Annotated in this window: 20 protein-coding genes; 1 reads left to right on the forward strand and 19 read right to left on the reverse strand. The window is 41.8% G+C overall.

Translation table 11 applies throughout. The features are described from left to right. The 16 genes from pglF to galE all read right to left on the reverse strand — a co-directional run bounded on the left by pglF (position 1) and on the right by galE (position 17,839). A complete protein-coding gene (gene pglF, locus HMPREF1019_RS05330) occupies positions 1-1,782 on the reverse strand; it encodes a UDP-N-acetylglucosamine 4,6-dehydratase (configuration-retaining) (RefSeq protein ID WP_009294680.1) in 1,782 nt (593 codons plus the stop codon). Next, on the reverse strand, positions 1,783-2,874 hold the full coding sequence (gene pglE, locus HMPREF1019_RS05335; protein ID WP_009294681.1) for a UDP-N-acetylbacillosamine transaminase: 1,092 nt from the start codon (positions 2,872-2,874) through the stop codon (positions 1,783-1,785). 49 nt (positions 2,875-2,923) lie between these two features. After that, positions 2,924-3,514, reverse strand: a complete 591-nt coding sequence (pglD, locus tag HMPREF1019_RS05340; protein WP_009294682.1) for a UDP-N-acetylbacillosamine N-acetyltransferase — start codon at positions 3,512-3,514, stop codon at positions 2,924-2,926. Next, positions 3,501-4,106 (reverse strand): undecaprenyl phosphate N,N'-diacetylbacillosamine 1-phosphate transferase, encoded by a 606-nt coding sequence (gene pglC, locus HMPREF1019_RS05345; protein WP_009294683.1) that lies wholly within the window; start codon positions 4,104-4,106, stop codon positions 3,501-3,503. Before pglC ends, pglD begins: the two co-directional genes overlap by 14 nt. Then, positions 4,099-5,214, reverse strand: coding sequence for a N,N'-diacetylbacillosaminyl-diphospho-undecaprenol alpha-1,3-N-acetylgalactosaminyltransferase (gene pglA, locus HMPREF1019_RS05350; protein WP_009294684.1), 1,116 nt, complete (start codon positions 5,212-5,214; stop codon positions 4,099-4,101). The genes pglC and pglA overlap by 8 nt, the downstream gene beginning before the upstream one ends. A 2-nt stretch (positions 5,215-5,216) precedes the next feature. Next, positions 5,217-7,316, reverse strand: a complete 2,100-nt coding sequence (locus HMPREF1019_RS05355) for an STT3 domain-containing protein (RefSeq protein WP_009294685.1) — start codon at positions 7,314-7,316, stop codon at positions 5,217-5,219. Continuing rightward, the gene (gene pglJ, locus HMPREF1019_RS05360) at positions 7,309-8,433 is read right to left on the reverse strand and encodes an N-acetylgalactosamine-N,N'-diacetylbacillosaminyl-diphospho-undecaprenol 4-alpha-N-acetylgalactosaminyltransferase (RefSeq protein ID WP_009294686.1); all 1,125 of its coding nucleotides are present in this window, start codon (positions 8,431-8,433) and stop codon (positions 7,309-7,311) included. Before pglJ ends, HMPREF1019_RS05355 begins: the two co-directional genes overlap by 8 nt. Then, positions 8,430-9,473, reverse strand: a complete 1,044-nt coding sequence (locus HMPREF1019_RS05365; RefSeq protein ID WP_009294687.1) for a glycosyltransferase — start codon at positions 9,471-9,473, stop codon at positions 8,430-8,432. Before HMPREF1019_RS05365 ends, pglJ begins: the two co-directional genes overlap by 4 nt. Continuing rightward, positions 9,470-10,528 (reverse strand): glycosyltransferase, encoded by a 1,059-nt coding sequence (locus HMPREF1019_RS05370; RefSeq protein WP_009294688.1) that lies wholly within the window; start codon positions 10,526-10,528, stop codon positions 9,470-9,472. Before HMPREF1019_RS05370 ends, HMPREF1019_RS05365 begins: the two co-directional genes overlap by 4 nt. Then, positions 10,525-11,457 carry a glycosyltransferase family 2 protein gene (locus HMPREF1019_RS05375; protein WP_009294689.1) on the reverse strand — a complete coding sequence of 311 codons (933 nt, stop codon included), beginning with the start codon at positions 11,455-11,457 and terminating at the stop codon, positions 10,525-10,527. The genes HMPREF1019_RS05370 and HMPREF1019_RS05375 overlap by 4 nt, the downstream gene beginning before the upstream one ends. Then, positions 11,458-12,219, reverse strand: coding sequence for a glycosyltransferase family 25 protein (locus HMPREF1019_RS05380; RefSeq protein WP_009294690.1), 762 nt, complete (start codon positions 12,217-12,219; stop codon positions 11,458-11,460). Continuing rightward, positions 12,220-13,737 carry an MATE family efflux transporter gene (locus HMPREF1019_RS05385; RefSeq protein ID WP_009294691.1) on the reverse strand — a complete coding sequence of 506 codons (1,518 nt, stop codon included), beginning with the start codon at positions 13,735-13,737 and terminating at the stop codon, positions 12,220-12,222. 118 nt (positions 13,738-13,855) lie between these two features. Continuing rightward, positions 13,856-15,088, reverse strand: coding sequence for a nucleotide sugar dehydrogenase (locus tag HMPREF1019_RS05390; protein ID WP_002939912.1), 1,233 nt, complete (start codon positions 15,086-15,088; stop codon positions 13,856-13,858). Further along, positions 15,085-15,528 carry a hypothetical protein gene (locus tag HMPREF1019_RS05395; RefSeq protein ID WP_009294692.1) on the reverse strand — a complete coding sequence of 148 codons (444 nt, stop codon included), beginning with the start codon at positions 15,526-15,528 and terminating at the stop codon, positions 15,085-15,087. The genes HMPREF1019_RS05390 and HMPREF1019_RS05395 overlap by 4 nt, the downstream gene beginning before the upstream one ends. Further along, on the reverse strand, positions 15,525-16,847 hold the full coding sequence (locus HMPREF1019_RS05400; RefSeq protein ID WP_009294693.1) for a UDP-glucose dehydrogenase family protein: 1,323 nt from the start codon (positions 16,845-16,847) through the stop codon (positions 15,525-15,527). Before HMPREF1019_RS05400 ends, HMPREF1019_RS05395 begins: the two co-directional genes overlap by 4 nt. An 8-nt stretch (positions 16,848-16,855) precedes the next feature. Then, entirely contained in the window at positions 16,856-17,839 is a 984-nt protein-coding gene (galE, locus tag HMPREF1019_RS05405) for a UDP-glucose 4-epimerase GalE (RefSeq protein WP_009294694.1), read from the reverse strand. 192 nt (positions 17,840-18,031) lie between these two features. On the opposite strand from galE, the gene HMPREF1019_RS05410 reads away from it, so the two are divergent. Next, the gene (locus HMPREF1019_RS05410; RefSeq protein WP_009294695.1) at positions 18,032-19,072 is read left to right on the forward strand and encodes an LLM class flavin-dependent oxidoreductase; all 1,041 of its coding nucleotides are present in this window, start codon (positions 18,032-18,034) and stop codon (positions 19,070-19,072) included. On the opposite strand, the gene HMPREF1019_RS05415 is transcribed toward HMPREF1019_RS05410, so the two are convergent. From HMPREF1019_RS05415 to HMPREF1019_RS05425, 3 genes are read right to left on the reverse strand one after another with little or no spacing between them, the layout of a single operon-like run. After that, entirely contained in the window at positions 19,069-19,917 is an 849-nt protein-coding gene (locus HMPREF1019_RS05415) for a DNA ligase (protein WP_083827842.1), read from the reverse strand. The two genes, HMPREF1019_RS05410 and HMPREF1019_RS05415, sit on opposite strands and share 4 nt — an antisense overlap. Next, entirely contained in the window at positions 19,917-20,495 is a 579-nt protein-coding gene (locus HMPREF1019_RS05420; RefSeq protein WP_009294697.1) for a DNA-3-methyladenine glycosylase I, read from the reverse strand. Before HMPREF1019_RS05420 ends, HMPREF1019_RS05415 begins: the two co-directional genes overlap by 1 nt. Then, positions 20,496-21,554 (reverse strand): NAD-dependent epimerase, encoded by a 1,059-nt coding sequence (locus HMPREF1019_RS05425; RefSeq protein WP_009294698.1) that lies wholly within the window; start codon positions 21,552-21,554, stop codon positions 20,496-20,498. Between the last annotated feature and the right edge of the window lie 17 nt (positions 21,555-21,571).

Consider the following 21,571-nt stretch of genomic DNA (forward strand, 5'->3'; position numbering starts at 1 on the left):
CTAGCCTTTTAAATTTAATGCATGATTAAACTCTGGCACGATCACCTTAAGAGCAGGTGCTACCTCGTCATCTTCAAGCTGTAAAAGCCCATTTATCTGTGAATTTAAAAGGGTCAGATCATAAGGCTGTGAGTGCGTCACAAAGATCGACTCATACTTAGTTTGAACGTCATCTTTGTTGATAAGCAGCTCCTCATAAAGCTTCTCGCCAGGTCTAAGCCCTACAAATTCGATGCCCAGATGCTCTTTATTTGAAAGCAGAAGCATCTTTTTAGCAAGATCGACGATCTTAACAGGCTCGCCCATATCAAGCACGAAAAGCTCTCCACCTTTTGCGATAGAGGCTGCTTGAAGGACTAGCTGACACGCTTCAGATGTAAGCATAAAGTATCTTGTGATCTCTGGGTGGGTGACGCTTAAAGGCTTATTTACAGCGATCTGCGCCTTAAATTTAGGTATGACTGAGCCACTTGAACCAAGGACATTACCAAAGCGCACGCAAACTATCTCGCACACACCTGCTTCGTTTGAATTTAGCGCATAAAGCTCGCAAACACGCTTAGTTGTACCCATTATGTTTGTTGGGCGCACAGCCTTGTCTGATGAGATCATGACAAATTTCTTAGCACCATATTTTTTAGAAAGATCGACTGCATTTTTTGTGCCAAGGATGTTGTTTTCAACTGCTGAGCGAGGATTTAGCTCGCAAAGTGGCACGTGCTTGTAAGCTGCAGCGTGGATGACGATCTCTGGTCTAAATTCTTCAAAAACCTCTTCAAAGTCTTTTAAATTTGTGATATTTACAAGCTTGCTAACAGTTCTTTTATCTCTTGTATCTTCGCCTATTTTATAAAGGTTAAACTCGCTGTGCTCGACCATTATAAGCTCGCTTACGCCATATTTCAAGCACTGCTTACAAATTTCGCTTCCTATACTTCCGCCAGCTCCAGTGACAAGCACTTTTTTATCTTTTAAGAAACTTGAAATAGCCTCTGGATTAAGGTCTTTTGGCTTTCTAGCGAGCAAATCTTCGATCGAGATATCTTTGATCGGCTCATTTTCGATAAGCGAAAAGAGCTTCATATCTCTTATGCCATATCCAGTTAGCTCATCGACTAAAGCTTGAAGCTCGTCTTGATCAAGTGCTAGTGCGATGATAGCAGTCTTTGCGTCGTAGTCTTTTATAAGGCTTGGTATATCTTTTTTATCTTGAACTAAAAATCCATCACAATATGTGCCAACAAGATCGCTCCTGCCATCTACCACACCAACTGCGTAGTAGTCAAGATAGCCCTGCTTTAAGCCACGTAATACGTGAAGCGCCTTTGAGGTCGCGCCTATAACGATACAAGGCTCGCCTTTGTGAGGTCTGTTTGAAAAGTCAAGCACCATACGCTTTGAAATCCTCAAAAGCCCGATAAGTAAGCATGAGATAAGAAGATCGATAAAGATGACGCTTCTTGGGTAAGGATTTAAAAAATCTTGAATGATGAAAAATACGATCGTAAATAAGATCGCCGCGCAAACGTGAGCTAGGAAAATTTTACGAGCTTCATTTAAGCCAAAAAATCTCCACGGCACCTTGTAAATTTTAAACATCCACATAAAAAAGAGCTTAAATACGATCAAAAAGCCAGCCGTTACAAAAAGCCCTTGCACATAGATATCTGGGATGTCGGCGTTAAATCTCAAAAGATAAGCTGCATATATCGAAAAAACAAATATAAAAACATCGCCAAGAAGGAAAAATACGAGCCTTTTTAACTTCGTTGCATGAAACATTTACGCATTTTCCTTGACTATTTTTATCACTCTTTCTTGTGTCTGCTCGCTCATATCGCTGCCGCTTGGCAAGCAAATTCCTCTTGAAAATAGATCTTCGCTATATCCATCAACAAAGCTTAACGCACCTTTAAAGACAGGCTGCAAGTGCATAGGCTTCCAAAGTGGGCGGCTCTCGATGTTTTCATCAGCTAGTGCTTTTATAACCTTTAAGTGCGCGTCTTTTTTAGCAAAAACGCCAGTTGTAAGCCATCTGTTTCCACGAGAATTTGGTAGCTCTGGCATAAAATCTAAAATATCGCCAAGCTCTTTTTCATAAATTTCAAAGACTTTTCTCTTTTGCTCGACTCTTTTTTCTAAAACCTCCATCTGAGCCACGCCAATAGCGCCTAAAACGTTACTTAAGCGGTAGTTGTAGCCGTAGTCCTTGTGCTCGTAGTGAAGCAAAGGTTCTCTTGCTTGAGTGCTGTAAAATCTAGCCTTTTCTACAAATTCGCTATCTCCAACTAGCATGCCGCCACCTGAAGTAGTGATGATCTTATTGCCATTGAAGCTATATCCGCCCATCACGCCAAATGTGCCAAGCGCCTTGCCGCCGTAAAATCCACCAAGTGCTTCAGCTGCATCTTCGACCAAAGCGATGCCCTCGTTTTGGCAAATTTCGCAAATTTCTTTCATCTTTGAAGCTTGTCCGTAAAGATGAGTGACGACTAGTGCTTTTGGCTTTTTAGGTAAATTTGAGATCGCTTTTTTAAGTAGTTCTGGGCTTAAATTCCAGCTCTCGTCGCTATCTATAAAGACTGGAGTTGCCTTTTCATAAAGTATCGGCGAGACTGAAGCCATGAAAGTAAAGCTAGAAGCTAGCACAAGATCGCCCTCTTTTACGCCAAGGACGCGAAGTGCTAGGTGAAGTGCCGCAGTTCCAGCGCATAGTGCAAGCGCATCTTTGGCACCAGTATAAGCTTTTATGCTATCTTCAAATTTATTGACATATTCGCCAAGTGGCGCTATATAGTTGCTTTCAAAAACTTTTTTTATATATTCTTGCTCTTTTCCACTCATATTTGGTGGAGATAAAAAAACCCTATCCATTTTCATACCTTTCGTGATTTTTTGGCGATTTTAGCACTTATTTTTAAATTTATATCTTAGCGCGCTCGCATGCAGGCACACCATACGCCTTTATGCCATCCTTTATATTTCTAACGACAACGCTTCCAGCGCCTATGATGCAGTTTTTACCGATGCTTATACCTTGAATGACGCTTGAGCCAATGCCAACGTGCGTAAATTCGCCCACGCTAACGTTTCCAGCAAGGGCTGCATTTGGGCTGATGTGAGCAAATTTTCCTATCACGCACTCATGCTCTATCACCGCACCAGAGTTTATGATAGCGCCCTCTTTTATGCGAGCTTTTGCGTTTATCACGGCATTTGGCATGACCACTACGCCTTTTTCTATCATAGCGCTCTCGCTCACAACCGCACTTTTATGGATCAAATTTACTATCTCAAAGCCAACATCCTCCACCTTTTGGCTGATCTTTTGCCTTGTTTTATTATCGCCTATGGCTATTATGATGTCAGCTTTTTCAAGCTCTGGGCTAAATTTACGCTCACTAGCATCGTCTAAAAAAACTATCTCATTATAGCCATTATCTCTAGCGATGTCAGCGATCACAAGCCCATGCCCGCTCGCTCCGTAGATGTAAATTTTCTTAGTTTTTGCCATTAAATTTCTCCGTCGTCGCCTGCCCCTCTTTGCTGACACCACTTCGTTTTAGCACCTTTTCGATGGTCTGCAAAGCGATCTTTACATCAAGCATAAAGCTTAAATTTTTAGCGTAATAGACGTCGTACTCAAATTTTTTCTGCCAGCTTATGGCGTTTCTGCCATTTACCTGCGCTAGACCCGTGATACCAGGGCGCACATCGTGGCGGTGCTTTTGCGTTTCGTTATAGATGGGTAGATACTCAACCAAAAGCGGCCTTGGTCCGATAAAACTCATATCGCCCTTTAGCACGTTAAAGAGCTGTGGCAGCTCATCGAGGCTAAGAGAGCGGATCAGTTTGCCAAATTTACCAAGACGCTGATCATCTGGCAAGAGCTCGCCATTTGCGTCACGCTCGTCACTCATAGTCTTAAATTTATAAATTTTAAAAATTTTCTCATTTAGCCCCGGTCTTGCCTGCGTAAAAATGACGTCACGACTTACTTTAAAATAGATAAAAATCGCCGTTGCTATGATGATAGGCGATGTCAAAATGAGCAAAAACAAAGCTCCCAAAATATCAATCACCCTCTTTAAAAAATTTCTATACATCTATAAATTTCCTATAAATTTCTATATATCTTTTTGCGATTTGCTTCTCGTCAAACTCACTAACTGCCCAGCTTCTGCCATTTTGACCAAGTTTTACACAAAGCGCTTCGTCATCAAGCAAAATTTTTATCTTTTCTGCTAGGTCGCTCGCGTCTTTTACCTTGCATAAAAGTCCGTTATAGCCCTCTTTTACAGCTTCATTACATCCTGTCACGTCGCTTGCAACGACTGCTTTAGCCATGCTCATCGCCTCTAAAACCGTTCTTGGAAAGCCCTCTTTGTAGCTTGGTAAAGCTAGCAAGTAAGAAGCTTTTAAAAGCTGTGGTATGTCGTTTCTAGCGCCGAGATATCGCACCTTGCCACCTTTTAAAAAGCTCTCGTCTGCGGTTGATTTATTGCCACTAAAGCCTTCGCCAACAAAGACAAATTCGCAGTTTTTATAGCCATTTAAAATTTCTGCTGCCTCGTAAAATTCACGAACACCCTTGTGCCACATGGCTCTGGCTATCATGAGAACCACCTTTTTTTCACCAAGGTCCGCTGCCTGCGTGATAGCTGGGTCAAATTTAGCAGTATCGACGCCGACACTTTTTATGCGGTACACTTTGCTTTTATCTATCAAATTTTTAGAGATCAGATAGTCTGGATCCGCGTCATTTACGAAGATGCAAGCATCAGCCTTTGCAAAAGATAGCTTATAAAGGCTCTCCATGACAAAACGCACGGCCTTTGTCTTAATATCATCATCGATATAAAAGCTACCAAGGCCTTCAACCAAATTTATTACGTGCTTTATGCCAGCATTTTTAGCAGCAAATGTGCCAAAGACATTTGACTTATGGGCGCCAGTTTGAAGCAGGTCTAAATTTAGCTCGCCTAAAATTTGAGATAGTTTTTTTGAGTTATTTATCACGGTTAGTGGATTTAGGCTCGCCTTATCAAGCTCGTAGGTGACGGTGTGAAAGCTTTTAGCAAGCTCATTAGTGAAATTTCCTTTTGGAGCGATAGCAAAAACCTCATGCCCCATATCTTTTAAAGCCTGCATTATAGGGCGTCTAAAAAAGTGTATGCTCATATCAGCGTGGCTTAAAAATCCTATCCTTGCCATCTCTACCTCTTTAGCCTATAAACTTTTGCTGCCCCGTCAAGTATGACTGGCTCAAAGACCTTAGGATCGTATCTTTCAAGCACGAAAAGCTGTATGTAGGCGCTATTTAAAATGCTCTCATCAAGGATGATAAATCTACCATAATCCCTCATAAAAATGACAGAAATGTTTGAGCTTTCGTTATTTTTATACTCTTTTACATTTAGCTTGCCAGCCTCGTTGTAGTCGGTCTCTATGAAAGATCTTAGTGGCAAGACATTACCATCATAGATCAAATTTGTGACATCGCTTGTTAGAGTAAATCCACCACTTAGCCTAATGCCCTTTTCGCTTTGCGAGATCGCTCTAGTGGTGATGAAAAGTCCGTTGTTTAAATTTTTACCACTTTTTAGATCGATCTTGCTAAACTGCAAAATGGTCGGGAAAATGCTAAGCATCCTATCTGGCAGGTAATAATATATCTCTCTGCTCTTTGCTGGTAGGCTAAAATTTGCCTCTTTTATCTCGCTAAAAAACTGATCAACGCTTAAATTTCTATCTTTTAAAATTTGAGCCAAGTTGCCATTAAAGTGCTCTTTGAAATTTCGCTCAGTGTATTCTACATCGAGCCTTGCCATATTTGCCGAGCTCATCTCGTCGCTTCCAAGCGCAAAGCTCACGGCAAAATTTTCACGTCCGAGGTGCTTTCCGCCGTCAATTAGCGTCTTAACATCGCTGTAATATCTAATCGGATATCCATAGTCCCACCACGCAACCACGTAGTCCTCGCGTCCTGCGATGCTTTTTAGCTTGTTTAAAATTTCAACCTCTTTATTTACAAAGACTGGCTCAGCCTTGTAGCCATAGATGTGAATGAGCGCTGAAGCAAGCACTAGGGCCGCTATGAAGGCTCTTATGAGATTTAGCACGGCTCCTTTTAGCTTTAAATTTGCAAGCACAAACTCCACTAAGTAGCCAAAGCCAAGCGCCATGATAGGCACAGCGTAAATGGTAAATCTAAGGCCGCTTTTAAAGGCCAAAAAGCCAAGTGCGAGCATGCCAAGCGAGACGGCAAATGAGCGGTGCTTGTAGCAAAATAGCGCAACACCTGCAAGTGAGATCAAAAATGTGATGACATTTGCGCTGATCCTCTCGCAAAATAGCGTAAAATCAACGACGCTTGACTCTTGGATGGTTTGATTGACATTAAAAAAGTGAAAGCTCATGCCGCCAACTTCAGGTGCATCTCTAAAGACGTAAAATTTAAGCTGAAAGATTATCGGATTTAGCCCGCCACGGATGACAAAAATGACAAAGATAATTGCCAAAATACCAAGAGCAAATTTTAAATTTATCACCTCTTTTTTAAAGAGACAAAGTGCATAAATAGCGATGACAGCGATAAATTTAAGCGTTAGATCAAGGTTTGAGATAGCAAGTAAAAGCAGTGAAATTTCAAAGTAAAAAAGTGGATTTTTCCTATCAAAAATGAGCGTGTAAAGTAAAAATAGCCCAGTTAAAATGCTAATAAGCGAAAAGGCGCTCATATACCACCACATATAGATAAGCACACTTAAAGGGGCGATTATAAGGCTCTTTGCGTCCTTTTTCTCAAGCACTCTAACAAGCCCCCAAACGACAAAGACGCTAAGAGTGATGATGAGCATGTCAGTGTCGTAGTAACCAGCCATCGTGCGGTTGTAGTAGCTATTTGCGATCACAGCAAGAAGTGCAGCGATGAAGCCAGCCATTTTTAGTTTGTATTCGTTTGCGATCAAGATAACAGGCACAGCCACAAGCGACGAGAAAAATACACTCATATAAATCATCGCCGTCTCAAGCTTGACGCCTAGAAATTTCACGATCCAGTAGGTAAGCGTCGAGAGCGGATAGCCATAGTAGCTAAGGTCGTTTTCTTGGTGAAAGCCAGCTAGCATATCCCTTGCCCCTTCGGCAAATGCGTAGCCGTCGTTTGTGCTGATCATCAGCTCGTTGTTCCAGAAAAAGACTGGATACTCACTCGCCCAAAAGACCCAGTAAAGCCTGCAAACCATGCCAAAGATGACTGCGGCAAATATCATAAGGTATAAAGAGTAATTTTTAAAAAATAAATTTCTATTCATTAGGATTTTCCAAAAAATTTATAAGCTTGCTCGCTATGTTTTCACTATCAAAAAATTTAGCCCGATTATACGCAACATTTTCAAAATTTTGCCTTATTTCACGCTCGTTAAGCACCTTTATCATCGCCTCTTTCATCGCATTTTCGTCATCAACAGGCACTAAGATGCCAAACTCACTCTCGCCCAAAAGCTCCTTTGCGCCGCTCTTGTGCTCAGTTGAGATGATAGTTTTTTCGCACGCTAGTGCTTCAAGCAAGACGTTTGAAAAGCCCTCAAAACGCGAAGCACAAAGCAAGCAAGAGGCGTTTTTTATATGCCTAAAAGGATTTTTATCAGTGCCAAGAAGCTTTACTCGATCACCCACGCCAAATTTATCTATCAAATTTTGTAGCTCGTCTTTTAAAGGCCCTTTGCCAAGGATGCCAAGCGTGGCACGAGGGTCGTTAATTAAAGCTATTATTTTTATTAGCATGGCTTGATTTTTACCGCTATCAAGGCGGCCTATGTTTATGAAAAATGGCTTAAAGTCGCCCTCAAGCGGCTCATCTTTTAGCAAATTTATAGTTTTTAGATCAAGGGCGTTATAAAGCACTTTTGTTTTGTCCTCGCTCATGCCAAAATTTCGCACCAGATCCTCTTTGTTGCCAGCTGCATTTGCGAGAATTAGATCAGCTTTTTTATAAAGATGAGTGAGTAAAAATTTATTAACTCGCCCGCTTAGATCGTTTTTATATAGGATCGACGGACAGCTTCGCTCGCTGATAACTAGCCTAGCCTTTAGCCCTAAAATTCTAGCAACCCCAGCGATATAGCAAGGGCGGTTCATAAGCACAAACTGCGTGTCAATGCCCAAAATTTGACAGAGCTTTTTATATTTAAAGGCAAGCAACGGCATCGCTAAAAAGAGCCTTGCAAGCTTCTTTAGTCCGCTCTCGTAAGGATCGCTATTTTCTATAAAATGGATCTGCACCTCACTTGGGATCTCGTAAGCGATGACCTTGCTCATTAAGATGAGATGAACTTCATAATGTTTAACCAAAAATGGCAGTAAATTTGCCACATTTCGCTCAGCCCCACCAGGCCCCATCGAGTATAAAAAAACGGCTAATTTTTTCACTTGCTAACAACCTTTTTTATAAATTCTCGCCACTGTTTGATGATATTTTCTTTGCTAAATAAATTTGCACTTTCACTGGCGTTTTTTGCTAGTTTTTGCCTTAAATTTTCATCTTTTAAAAGCATTTCAAGCTTATTTTTTAGATCATTTGCGTCGCCATTTTTAAAGATAAGCCCGTCCATGCCGTCATTTATAAGCTCTCTTGCACCCACGGTATCACTACTTAGCCTAGCGCAATTAAAAGCGCCTGATTCTATTAGCACATTTGAAAGCCCCTCGCTTCTTGAGCTAAGAGTAAAAATTTTTGCCTCACTATAAAGCTTGCTAACGTCGCTCATGTGACCTAGAAATTTGACATTAAGCCCTAAATTTGACGCCATTTGCTTCAGTTCGGCTTCTTGCCTACCACTGCCTGCGATCTTTATCTCCCAGCCATCAAGCAAGCTCTTATCCACCTTGCTAAGCGCCTCAAAATAGAGATCATAGCCCTTTACCGCCTCCAGCCTTGCCACGCTTAAGATGACGTTTTGCTTCTCGCAAATTTCAGGCACATCGATAAAGAGTGGGTTGTGGATGACCTCGCGATTTTTGGCAAATTTATAGTAGTTGAAGTCGCTTTTGCTTAGCACGCTTAAGCCATCTACAAAACGGTAGCTAATATCACGCATAGCGCTTGCGATTTTGCTTTTTAGGTAGCTGTGCTCGTGATGCTCGGTTGCTATTAGTTTGCTCTTTAGCCCAGCATTTGCCAGCACGCAAGCGACATTTGTCCAGTCGATAAAGCTCATTATCAGATCAGCTTTTTGCTCTTTAAAAAGCGCTCTAAGAGCTAGGATTTTTTTAAATTTTAAAGCGAGCCCTGAGCCAGTGACGTTAAGATTTATGATCTTTATCTTTTCACTAAATTTATAAAGCCCAAGGTCCTCTTCAAGAATAGCGATAGTGATCTCATTGTCTTTGCAAAGCTCGTTTGCAAGCACGTTTAGCACTCGCTCGGCTCCACCGTTTCTAAGTGCGGCGATGACAAAAAGAATTTTCACTTCACACCTCCAAGTCTTAAAAGCTCCAGCCATTTTTTATAAATTTGCTCCACGCTAAACTCATCAAGTCTAGCTCTTGCGTTTTTAGCGAATTTGCTCATTTTTGCCTCATCTTGCAGCAAATTTGCAAGCTTTTCGCTCATCTGATCAGCATCATTTATCTCGCAAAGCAAGCCATCAAAACCATCTTTTATAAGCTCTTTTGCCCCGCTAGTTCTTGTCGCAACCCGCACGCAGTCGTAGTTTATCGCCTCTATCAAGGTATTTCCAAGACCCTCGAAATTTGAGCAAGAGAGCAGCACCTTTGCCCTTTTATAAAGCGAGGCGATGTCGCTTACATTGCCTAAAAACTCCACCTCTGCGCCCAAGCTTTTGGCTAAATTTTCTAAATTTAGCCTCTCGCCGCCATCTCCAGCCACGGCAAATTTATAGCCGCTTTGTTTTAAGTTTGCTGCCACTCTTACAAACATTTCGCAGTTTTTTATCTTATTTAGCCTGCCAATAAAGATGACTAAATTTTCTTTATCAAAGCTCTCATTGCGCACCTCTTCAAAGAGCGGGTTGTAAATTTTCATCACATTTTTGCAAAATTTAGAGTAGTAGCCTAAATCCTCGTCGCTTAATACGCTAAGTGCGTTTGCAAATGGATAGCTTATGCGTCTTAGCACCTTAAAGATCGTCCTTTTTGGCGCAAGATAGTTTGTGTGCTCGCTTATGATTATAGGCGTTTTTAGCCCAGCTGAGCTAAAGAGAACCAAGGTATTTACGGCGTCTAAAAATGATATCACAGCGTCAAATTTACCCTCTCTTATGAGCGCCCTTAAAGCAAGCACCTTTGAAACTCTCTTTTTTAAATTTCCAATCAAGCCAAGCTCATCAGCCCCAACGCCTAAATTTATGAGCTTCACGCCGCTTGCCAGCTCATAAAATGGCTCATCCTTGTCAAATTTAACAAGGCTTACATCATGATCCACGCTAAATCTTGAAGCGATCACCACGCAAACTCGCTCCGCACCGCCACTTCTAAGCGTTGATGTGACAAATAATATCTTCATACGCCAAACCTTTGCTTGATCTTTACACGTAGCTTTGAAAGTGCTGGTAAAATGCCACTTGGAAGCGGACTAAGCAGCAAAAAAATAAACGCCTCTTTACTAAATTTAATACTAAGACTTTTAAAGATACACCTTAGCATAAGGCCATATTCGCCCGCTATTTTGGCGTAGTAAGCGGCGTTTTTATACTGCATAGCTAGAAATTTTGGCTCATTTTTGATAGCGATGTCGTAGTGTAAATTTGCTGTTTTGATGTAGGCGTTTGCCACATTTAGCGCGTGTTTGCCAGCATTTAGCGTCGCACTGTCACTTCTTGCGATGCGGTAGATGTAAAGTGGCTTTTTAAGATAAAAGACATTTTTTTCAAAAAAGCGGATATAAAGCTCATTTTCGCCGCCAAAACTACTCTCATCAAACCTAAAATCATCTATAAATTCACGCGAAAAAAGCTTAAAATACTCGCCATTTATCCGCCCACAATGATAATCAACCTTACTCATCGCCCCACTCTTGCTATATGGGCTTCTACCAGCCACGACCTCGGTCATCACGCCATCTTTCTCGCAGATCGCGTCTGCAAAAACGCACGAATACTCGCCACTTTTTAAAATTTCATAGCACTGGGTAATCGCCTCTGGCAAAAGCTCGTCGTCATCGTCAAGCAAGCAGACAAACTCGCCTGTTGCGTTGTCAAAGCCGTTATTTTTGTTGCCATTTGGACTCTTTTTGTGAGTGCTGTTTTTTACAATTTTGATCCTTGTGTCATTAAAACTCTTGCAAATTTCACTCGTACTCTCGTCATCGCCGTCATCTGTTACAACTATTTCTAAGTTTTTATAGCTTTGAGCTAGAGCGCTTTTTATGGCTTTTTGTAAAAGCTCTGGACGCTTATAAGTCGCGGTTACGATGCTGATTAATGGCTCGCTCATCTAGCCCCTTTTAAAAATTCTCTCATAGCCTTGAAGCTTTTCAAGACGTGAGAAAAATATAAATTTAAATGTTTTTATGTAGGCCTTTAAATTTGCGCTATATCCCCTCTCAAGGCGCTCTCCCTCGATGTTTGAGCCACTTAGATCGGTTGGGTGCGCAAAAAGATCGCAAAAATACATCTGCATATCATTAACGCCAAGCAAATAGTCCCAAACATCAGTCGTACAAAGCGCACGTTTGTGAATTTCAAGCAAATTTTTAGCGCTTTTTTTAGTTAGAACATAAGCCCCTGCTCTATAAATGCTTGAAAATGAGTGCTTTGAGACCTGCCAAAGTGGCCTACTTAGGCTAGTATCCACCTTTTTGCCAAAGGCGCTAAATCTACCCTCTAGCCCATCTTGCATGCCACATATGAGCACGCTGTTTTCAGGTATCTTGCTAGCTGCCAAAAAAGCCTCTTTTATGGCATTATCATCTCCTATCACATCATCTTCAAAGATGAGAGCAAATTTCGCCTCACTTGCCAAAAACGCCTCATAAGCCTTCACGTGCGAGAGCGAGCAGCCAACCTCAGCTGGGCTTAAAACCTTACCGTAAGCTTTAAATGATGGCGAAATGATCTTATAGTACTCCCTTGCGTTTAGCTCTCTGCCGTCTATTGCGTCTATTAGCTTAAAGCTATCATAAAAGGCAAATTTTTGCTGCAAAAGCTCGCGCCTTTTGGTATCTTTTGCCAAAGAGATCAGGTAAATTTCATTCATTTAAGACCTTTTAAATTTTTTTAAAATTTTACGCCAGACTATGCCTCGCTCGTAAGCATTAAAAAACAAAAAATATCCCAAAACATAAGCTGCGCTGGCGTATATCGCAGCAAAGATAGCAAATTTTAGCCAGTTATTTAGGCTCACAAAGTCCTTGCAGGCAAACATCGCAAGCACGCAAAGCGCAAAAACGGCTAAATTTTTAAAATAAACCCCATAAAATGTGGTGAGTTTCACCTCTAAATTTAAAGCGGCATTTATGAGGTCAAAGCCAAGAATTCTTATGCTATAAAAAATGGCTGCGACGATGACGATGCCATAAACGCCGTAGTCACTAAATTTAAGCAGCGCGATCTGCGCTATGATCGTGCTAACGCCAAGGATAGTGTTGGCAATGGCTGGTCGGCGAAGCTTGTTTGTCGCGCTATCAAGGTTAAAAAGCGAAAAGACAAAGCTTATAAAGACGATAGGCACTAGCGTGATCATCGAGACATTGTAGATAAATTTAACCTCATCTGCGCTTTTAAAAGGTAGCCAAAGCGTGTAAAAATCAAGCCCAAAAACGACGAAAAATGCAGCTGGAGCGCTCATCACAAAGGCGATCACCTTCATCGAAAATTTAGCCTCTTTTATGAGGTCCGTGATCAAATTTTTAGAGTAAAGCTCGACAAATTTTGGCGCAAAGATACCGCTAAGCTGCGCTACAAAGCTCTCAAGTATGATAGGAGCGGCCTTGGCGACTGAAAGAAGGCCAGTGGCGTTTGCACTTACGAAAATATTGCAGATAAATAGGTCCATGCCTGTTAAAAGTATGCGATTTAGCGCATTAAAGCTGTTCCAAATGCCAGAGCTTAAAAGCTCTTTGATCTTAGAAAAGTCAAATTTACTAAGGCTAAATTTTAGCTCCGGTGTGATGCGAGCTGACATAAAAATGGTGCTAAAAAAGACAAAAAGGCTAGCAACTAGCGCTGAAATGGCGATATATGAGATAAATGGCTTAAAAAAGAAAAAGAGCGCCACGATGAGGATCGCTAGGATCGCGCTTGAGATGGCGTTTCTGATGGAGAGTAGATAGAGCTTATTTGTCACAAAAGCGCAAACCGTCAAAACGCCGTTAAATAGCCCAACGCAGAAATTTATAAAGTAAAAAACAAGGGTCATTCTCACGTCAAAGAGTAAATTTTCAGGGACATTTAAAAAGCTTTGCAAATTTAGTATGAAAACGGAGCTAAGCACCACGACAACGGCGCAAAAGAAGATATTTACAACAAGCACTGATGAGTAGTAGGTGTTTGCAAGGCTTAGATCTTTTTTGTGCCACGCGTGAGCGACAAAGCGCCCGCTGACCGAGTTTATGGCTACACTTACGACTGCTGCGTAGCTAACGATGGCGTTGCTAAGTCCCACAAAACCAAATGCCTCGTTACCAAGGCTTTTTAAGATAAATGGCGTAAGAAAAAAATTTATGCCCATTGATACGACAAAAACGACGATTGAGCTTATTAGATTGATTAGCATTAGACTTTTAACCTTTGAAATTTAGCCCAAAAGCTAAATTTGAAAAGAAAAAACCAAAAAATTTAGCCGCCAAGCCAAATGGCAAGGCAGCTAAGTAAATTTTAAATTTAACGCTCACTTACAGCCTAGCGTCAGCCTCTGGGTAGATATTTTTTATATCATAAACCAAGTGGCCTTTTAGGTTGAGCTTTTTAAATTCATTGTGAGCTACGGCGATCACGATGCAGTCGTAGTCGTCTAGGTTATACTCTTTTACTAGATCAAAGCCATACTCGTGTTTTACCTCGGCGCTATCAGCCCAAGGATCAGTCACATCGACCTTGCAGCCAAAGTCTTTTAGCTCATCAACCACGTCTATAACGCGAGAATTTCTTATATCTGGGCAGTTTTCTTTAAATGTCATACCAAGAACAAGCACGCGCGCTTTGTTGATAAGCACACCTTTTCTTATCATTAGTTTTATCACTTGATCGGCTGCATATCTGCCCATATCATCGTTGATGCGGCGACCTGCTAGGATCATTTCAGGGTTGTAGCCTACCTCTTGAGCTTTGTGAGTTAGATAGTATGGATCTACGCCGATGCAGTGACCGCCAACTAGTCCTGGGCGGAAATTTAAGAAATTCCACTTAGTACCTGCAGCCTCTAAAACGTCGATAGTGTTGATGTGAAGCTTTTCAAAGAGCATCGCAAGCTCGTTTATAAAGGCGATGTTGATGTCGCGTTGGGTGTTTTCGATGACCTTTGCTGCTTCTGCCACTTTGATGCTTGAAGCTTTGTGAGTGCCAGCTGTGATGATAGAGCGATAAATTTCATCGACCTTGTCAGCGATCTCTGGAGTTGAGCCACTTGTGATCTTTTTGATCTTTGTCACTGTGTGCTCTTTATCGCCTGGGTTTATGCGCTCTGGAGAGTAGCCGCAGAAGAAGTCTTTGTTAAATTTAAGCCCACTCTTTTCAAGAAGTGGCACGCAAATTTCTTCTGTAACGCCTGGATAAACGGTGCTTTCATAGACAACGATGTCGCCTTTTTTAAGCACTTTTGCCACGCTCTCAGTTGCTTTTACCACTGGGGTTAGATCAGGGCGTTTGTTCTTATCTATCGGAGTTGGGACGGTTACGATGAAGAAGTTGCAACTTCTGATGTCATCTAAATTTAGGCTAAATTTCATGCCATTATCGATCGCTTTTTTCATCTGCTCATTGCTAAGCTCAAGCGTTCTATCATAGCCACTTTTAAGCTCTTCTATACGTTTTGCATTTACGTCAAAGCCGACTACTTCGTACTTTTCACTAAAAGCTGCTGCTAGTGGAAGTCCCACATATCCAAGTCCTACTACTGCTATTTTCATTTCTCTTTCCTTTTTAAAATTTTTGGTTTTATTGTTTCTACACGTTCATAAATTCTTATCTCTGCGCCCACGCTTTGCGGAGTTACGATCTTAATGGGGCTAATGCCAGGCAAAATTTGAGTAAATTCATAATAAATTTGCCTCTTTTTATTTTTGCCATTGCAAGGCTTAAGCGGCTCATCATCTGCGCTAAATTCATAATAAACCCCGCTTTTATCCTCTTTTTTATCTAAATGTCCGCCCTCTAACATAGCAAATTCACAATCCGTTTGCACCTCTTTAAAAAATGCAGCTTCATATTTAAAATAATCATTCGGCATCTTTGAGACGGGCAGCTCAAAAACCTGCTCTTGCGTCTTTGCTTCACTTTTACCTGAAGCCTCGCTAGCTAAAAGCACAAAAGGCAGCAAACAAGCTATGAGAGATAAAATTTGCTTCACGCTTTGACGCCTATTTGAAAATACTTAAATCCATGCTCAGCCAAAGCTTTAGCGTTATACTGGTTGCGTCCGTCAAATATGACAGCATTTTTTAGCCTCTCTTTGATCTCCATAAAATCAGGCGATCTAAACTCACTCCACTCTGTCACAAGCACCATAGCATCGGCGTTATCAAGAGCGTCATATTTATTTTTGGCATATTTCACATCTAAATTTGGCATATATTTTTTAGCTTCTTCGCTTGCTTTTGGATCGTAAGCGACCACTTTTGCGCCAGCTTCATCTAAAAGCTTTATCAAAGTTAGCGAACTAGCCTCTCTCATATCATCGGTATTTGGCTTAAATGCAAGCCCCCAAAGTGCGATCGTTTTGCCCTTTAGATCGCCGCCAAAGAAGTTGTAAATTTTATCAAAAAGCACTCTTTTTTGAGCCTTATTTCTTGATTCGACCGCGTTTAAAAGCTCTGGCTCAAAGCCATTTTGTCTAGCTGTATAGATGAGCGCCTCGACGTCTTTTGGAAAGCAGCTACCGCCATATCCGCAGCCTGGGTAGATGAAGCTATATCCGATCCTTGAGTCGCTGCCGATGCCTTTTCTAACTAAATTTACATCAGCGCCTACGCGTTCGCAGATATTTGCTATCTCGTTTATAAAGCTTATTTTGGTTGCCAGCATTGAATTTGCAGCATATTTTGTCATCTCAGCTGATTTTACGTCCATACAAATGAGCCTGTCGTGATTTTTCATAAATGGCTCATAAAGCTCTCTCATCACGCTAAAGCCCCACTCGCTGCTAGCTCCGATAACAACGCGATCTGGCTTTAAAAAGTCCTCAACCGCCGCACCCTCTTTTAAAAACTCTGGATTTGAGACGACTTCAAATTTAACCTCTACATTTCTCTTTTTAAGCTCAGCCTCGATCACCTCATGCACCTTGGCTCCAGTGCCCACTGGAACGGTTGATTTATCGACAACTATTAGTGGTTTGCTTAAATTTTCTCCGATAGATTTAGCAACTGATAGGACATATTTTAAATCTGCCTGTCCATCAGCACCCATAGGCGTGCCAACTGCGATAAATAGCACATCTGCATGCTCTAGCGCCTCGGTTATCTGCGTGCTAAATTTAAGCGAGCCATTTTTATAGCACTCGCTTACGATATCAGCAAGCCCTGGCTCATATATAGGCACGACGCCGTTTTTTAGCGCCTCGATCTTTTTACTATCAACATCGACGCAGATCACGCTGTTGCCCATTTTGGCAAAGCATGCACCACTTACTAGTCCAACATATCCGGTTCCAATCACTGCTATTTTCATGCTTATCCTTAAATTCTCTTTTCCCACTCAAGGGCGGTTTTTATGATGAGCGCCAGATCGTCTCTTTTTGGCTTCCAGCTTGTTAGCGAGCGTAGTTTGCTTGCGTTTGAGATTAGGATAGCTGGGTCGCCGTCCCTTCTTGGCGCATTTAGCACTTTAAAATTTACTCCACTTACTTTTTTTGCGGTCTCAATGACCTCTTTTACGCTAAATCCCCTGCCATATCCCACGTTAAAAGTCTCACTGCCATTTTGGCCGATATACTCCAGCGCGCTTATGTGGGCGTCCGCTAGGTCGCTAACGTGGATGTAGTCTCTAACGCATGTGCCATCTTTTGTCGCGTAGTCATCGCCAAAGATGCCCATACTCTCGCGCTTGCCAAGTGCAGTTTGAACGGCCACCTTGATAAGGTGCGTGGCGTTTGGATAGTTTTGACCGATAAGCCCCTCTTCGTCTGCGCCTGCTACGTTAAAATAGCGCAAAATCGCAAATTTGAAATTTTCATTTGAAGCGGCGTAGTCTTTGATGATCTGCTCGCTCATTAGCTTGCTTCTGCCGTATGGATTTATCGGGTTTGTAGGTGTTGTTTCGCTCACCTCTGCCACGTCTGGCTCGCCATAAACTGCAGCAGTTGAGCTAAATATAAATTTATTTACATTGTAAATTTTTGCGTATCTTAGCACCCTTGCGACGTTTGCTGTGTTGTTTAGATAGTATTTTAGCGGCTCGCTCATACTCTCAAAGACCTCGATAAACGCTGCAAAATGGATGATCGCATCAAATTTACCATTTGCGAAAATTTCGCTTAGATCGTCCTCTAAATTTGCGTTTATAAATTTGAAATTTCCTATATTTTTGAGTGCCTCAAGTGCTTTTTGTGAGCCCTTGCAGAGGTTGTCGATGATGGTTATCTTATCTTTGCCTTGCTTTAAAAGTGCTTTTACTACGTGGCTGCCGATGTATCCAGCTCCACCTGTTACTAAAATTTTCAAGTTTAAGCCTTTCATTAAAAGTGTGTAATTTTATCAAAAATAGAGTAAAGCAAAAGTAAAGCAAGGTTAGTTTTTAAAATTTACCTAAAAGCTGCAAAATAGATATTTCTCTTTATAAATTTAAAATAGACTTACAATCTATTTTAAATTTAATCTTTATAATCTTTCATCTACAAAAATAAAAGGATAAAAATGAATGTCTCAATATTAAATTTACTGCCTATTAAGCAAGGCAGTGACGCAAAAGCTGCCATAGATGCAGCCGTTAGACTAGCTATTTTTGCCGAAGATATCGGCATAAATCGCTACTGGGTCGCAGAGCATCACAACATGAGAAACTTAGCAAGCTCAGCCACGCAGCTCATCATCGCGCACATCTTAGAGCACACAAAGAGCCTGCGAGTGGGCTCTGGCGGTGTGATGCTACCAAATCACAGCCCCTACTCTATCGCCGAGCAGTACGCCACCCTTGAGACGATATTTCCTAACCGCGTCGATCTTGGGCTAGGCAGAGCTCCAGGGACCGACCAAGATACAGCTGCGGTGCTTAGACGAGGCGCAAGAGAGATAGAATTTGATCTGCAGATAAACGAGCTAATGGACTATTTTAACGCCAAAAGAGCCGTGAAAGCCTATCCAAAAGTAGACAAAATTCCGCCCATCTACATACTTGGCTCAAGCATATATAGCGCATACGTGGCGGCTGAGTTTGGCCTGCCTTACGCCTTTGCGTCGCACTTTGCACCACGTGCGCTAGAAAAAGCAATAGAAATTTATCGTCAGAATTTCAAGCCCTCTTCGTTTCTTGCCACCCCTTATGTCATCGCAGGAGCAAATGTGATAATAGCCCAAAGTGACGAGCTAGCAAAGAGTTTGGCAACTACGCAAACGCAGTTTTTCTTAAACGTAGTAACTGGCGAAAAAGAGTATTTGCAGCCACCAAAAAAGGACAACGACGAGGTCTTTGCTGTCTCTTACAAAGCAGGCGCCAAGGCTCCACATTTTGGACCGATCGACTTTAGGCAAATAGAGCTAAAAAATAGAGAAAGAAGCGTCACAGAAGAGATGATGGCGTGCTCTTTCATAGGCTCAAAGCAAAGCGTTAAAGAGCAAATTTTAGAGTTTCAAAACAGACTTGAAGTCGATGAGATCATGGCTCAAAGTTTCATTTTTGATGAGGATGCGCAGTTTGACTCTTTTAGGGCGTTAAAAGAGATCGCGGACGAAATTTAATCCTCTCTAATCCTTAAAAATATAGGAAATCTTGGCTTGCCATAAGAGGTTAAATTTTGAAATTTATATGTGATGATAGAGCCTATCTTTGGGGGATTTGTGCGCTGCTCGTCGCTTAGTCCTGAGCCTATTTTAAAGATAGTGCCCTCTTTTGGCTCGCCAGCTTTTTCTCTATCATCTTTGCCGCCAAGCGCCTTGCAGGTGAGCGAGCCAGCAAGATTTGCGTATTTACCGCTGCCTTTGTTTATGGAGACCACCTCGCACTCGGCATCTTTAAATTTCTTAAATTTGAGCGCATTCTTGCTTCGTTTTCGCTCGTAGGGCGCATTTGGCTCACGCACGACTGCTCCCTCGCCACCTTTTGCGATGATACCCTTTGTAAATTTTAAAAACTGGGCGTTATCACGCATCTTTATCTGTTTTATGATGATTAAATTTTGATTTGGCTCATTTTTTAGAAATTTGGCCAAAACTTCAAGCCTATCAAGCAAGCCACCACTTGCCTCTGGCACGTCAAAAACGTGAAATTTAAGCCTGCTCCACTCCTTTTCATCTGGCAGCTTATCCATCACGGTAGCTTGAATTTCTTCAAATTTAAGCCCCTTTGCATAAAGCTCGCCATCAAGTGCAAATTTTGGGAAATTTTTAGTAAAACTTAGCGGTGCATTTAGCTTTTTGCCCTGCCTTGAGAGCAAATTTTCTCCGTCCCAGTAGGCACGCACGCCATCAAGCTTCTCGCTAGCTAGCCAGCCTGAGACGTTTTGATCTTTAAATTCGCTAAGGCGCAACAGTTCAAGAGAAAATGCAAAATTTAAAAGCACCAAAAGTGCAAAAATTATTCTAATCAGCCTTTTGCCTTACAAAAACAATAGTCCATATGATCATCCACCACGCCCGCGCTTTGCAAAAGGGCATAGGTGCTAACAGAGCCTAGAAATTTAAACCCTCGCTTTTTTAGCTCCTTTGCCACAAAGTCAGACATCGGCGTGGTTGCCGGCACTTGCTTGATATTTTGATAGTGATTGATGATCTGTTTGCCGTCAAATTTAGGGTCAAATTTTCTTAGCAAATGCCCCCAAAGATAATCATAAAAGCTACCAAATTCTTGCGTTACTGATAAAAAAGCAAGTGCGTTTGTGGCAAGCGATTTTAGTTTTAGTCTATTGCGTATCAGCTCATCGTTTTGCATAAATTTAGCTATCTCAGCCTCGCCATAGAGCTTGATCTTTTCAGGATCAAAGCCGTCAAACGCCGCTCTCATAGCCTCTCTTTTTTGAAGTACTCCATGCCACGAAAGTCCCGCTTGAAAGCCCTCTAAAACTATCATCTCAAAAAATTTTCTATCATCTTTTATGACTTTGCCACACTCATTATCGTGGTAGGCTATGTCAAGCTCGCCCTTGGCCCACTCGCAACGTCTCATTTAGATCTTTATCCCGTAAAACTCGCTATACCACTCGACAAATTTAGCCACGCCGTCGTTTACTTTTGTATTTGGCTTGTAGTCAAAGTCAGCCACCAAATCACTCACGTCTGCAAATGTCGCTGGCACGTCGCCTGCTTGAAGCGGGAGAAAATTTTTCTTGATCTCACGGCCGATCTTTATCTCAACTGCCTTAATGTAGTCCATGAGCTCGACTGGGCTGTTGTTGCCGATATTATAGACCTTAAACGGCGCTTTTGAGGTGGCAGGGTCTGGGTGCTTTGCGTCCCAATTTGGATTTGGCTTAGCAGGGTTGTCGATGCACTTGATGATGCCCTTTACGATGTCGTCCACGTAGGTAAAGTCGCGCTTCATCTTGCCATAGTTAAAGACGTCGATGCTCTTATCTTTAAGTGCGGCATCAACAAACAAAAATAGCGCCATATCAGGGCGTCCCCATGGTCCATAAACCGTAAAAAAGCGAAGTCCGGTCGTTGGCACATTAAATAGGTGACTATAAGTGTGCGCCATCATCTCGTTGCTCTTTTTGGTCGCTGCGTAGAGGCTTATAGGGTGATTGACCCCCTCGTGCGTAGAAAATGGCATGTTTTCATTTAAGCCGTAAACCGAGCTAGAGCTTGCATAGACTAAATTTTTGATCTCATTGTGACGGCAGCACTCGAGGATGTTCATAAAGCCTGTGATGTTGCTGTCGATGTAGGCTTTTGGATTTATGAGCGAGTAGCGAACGCCAGCTTGTGCGGCTAAATTTACCACTACGTCAAATTTCTCCTTCTCAAAAAGCTCTTTCATCGTCTTTTCATCAGCAAGGTCTGCTTTTATAAATTTTAAATTTGGATGCGTTTTTGAGGTGATAAGCTTGCCGTAATCTATCTCGCTCACGTCAAAGCCAGCCGTTTTTAGGCGTGCAAGCTTTAAATTTACGTCGTAATAATCATTTATCACGTCATATCCAACGACCTCATCCCCACGAGCCACAAGGGCATTTGCAAGTTGAAATCCTATAAATCCAGCTGTTCCAGTTACTAAAATTTTCATATTTTTCCTTTCATTTT

Source organism: Campylobacter sp. 10_1_50, assembly GCF_000238755.1.
Taxonomy (GTDB): domain Bacteria; phylum Campylobacterota; class Campylobacteria; order Campylobacterales; family Campylobacteraceae; genus Campylobacter_A; species Campylobacter_A concisus_R.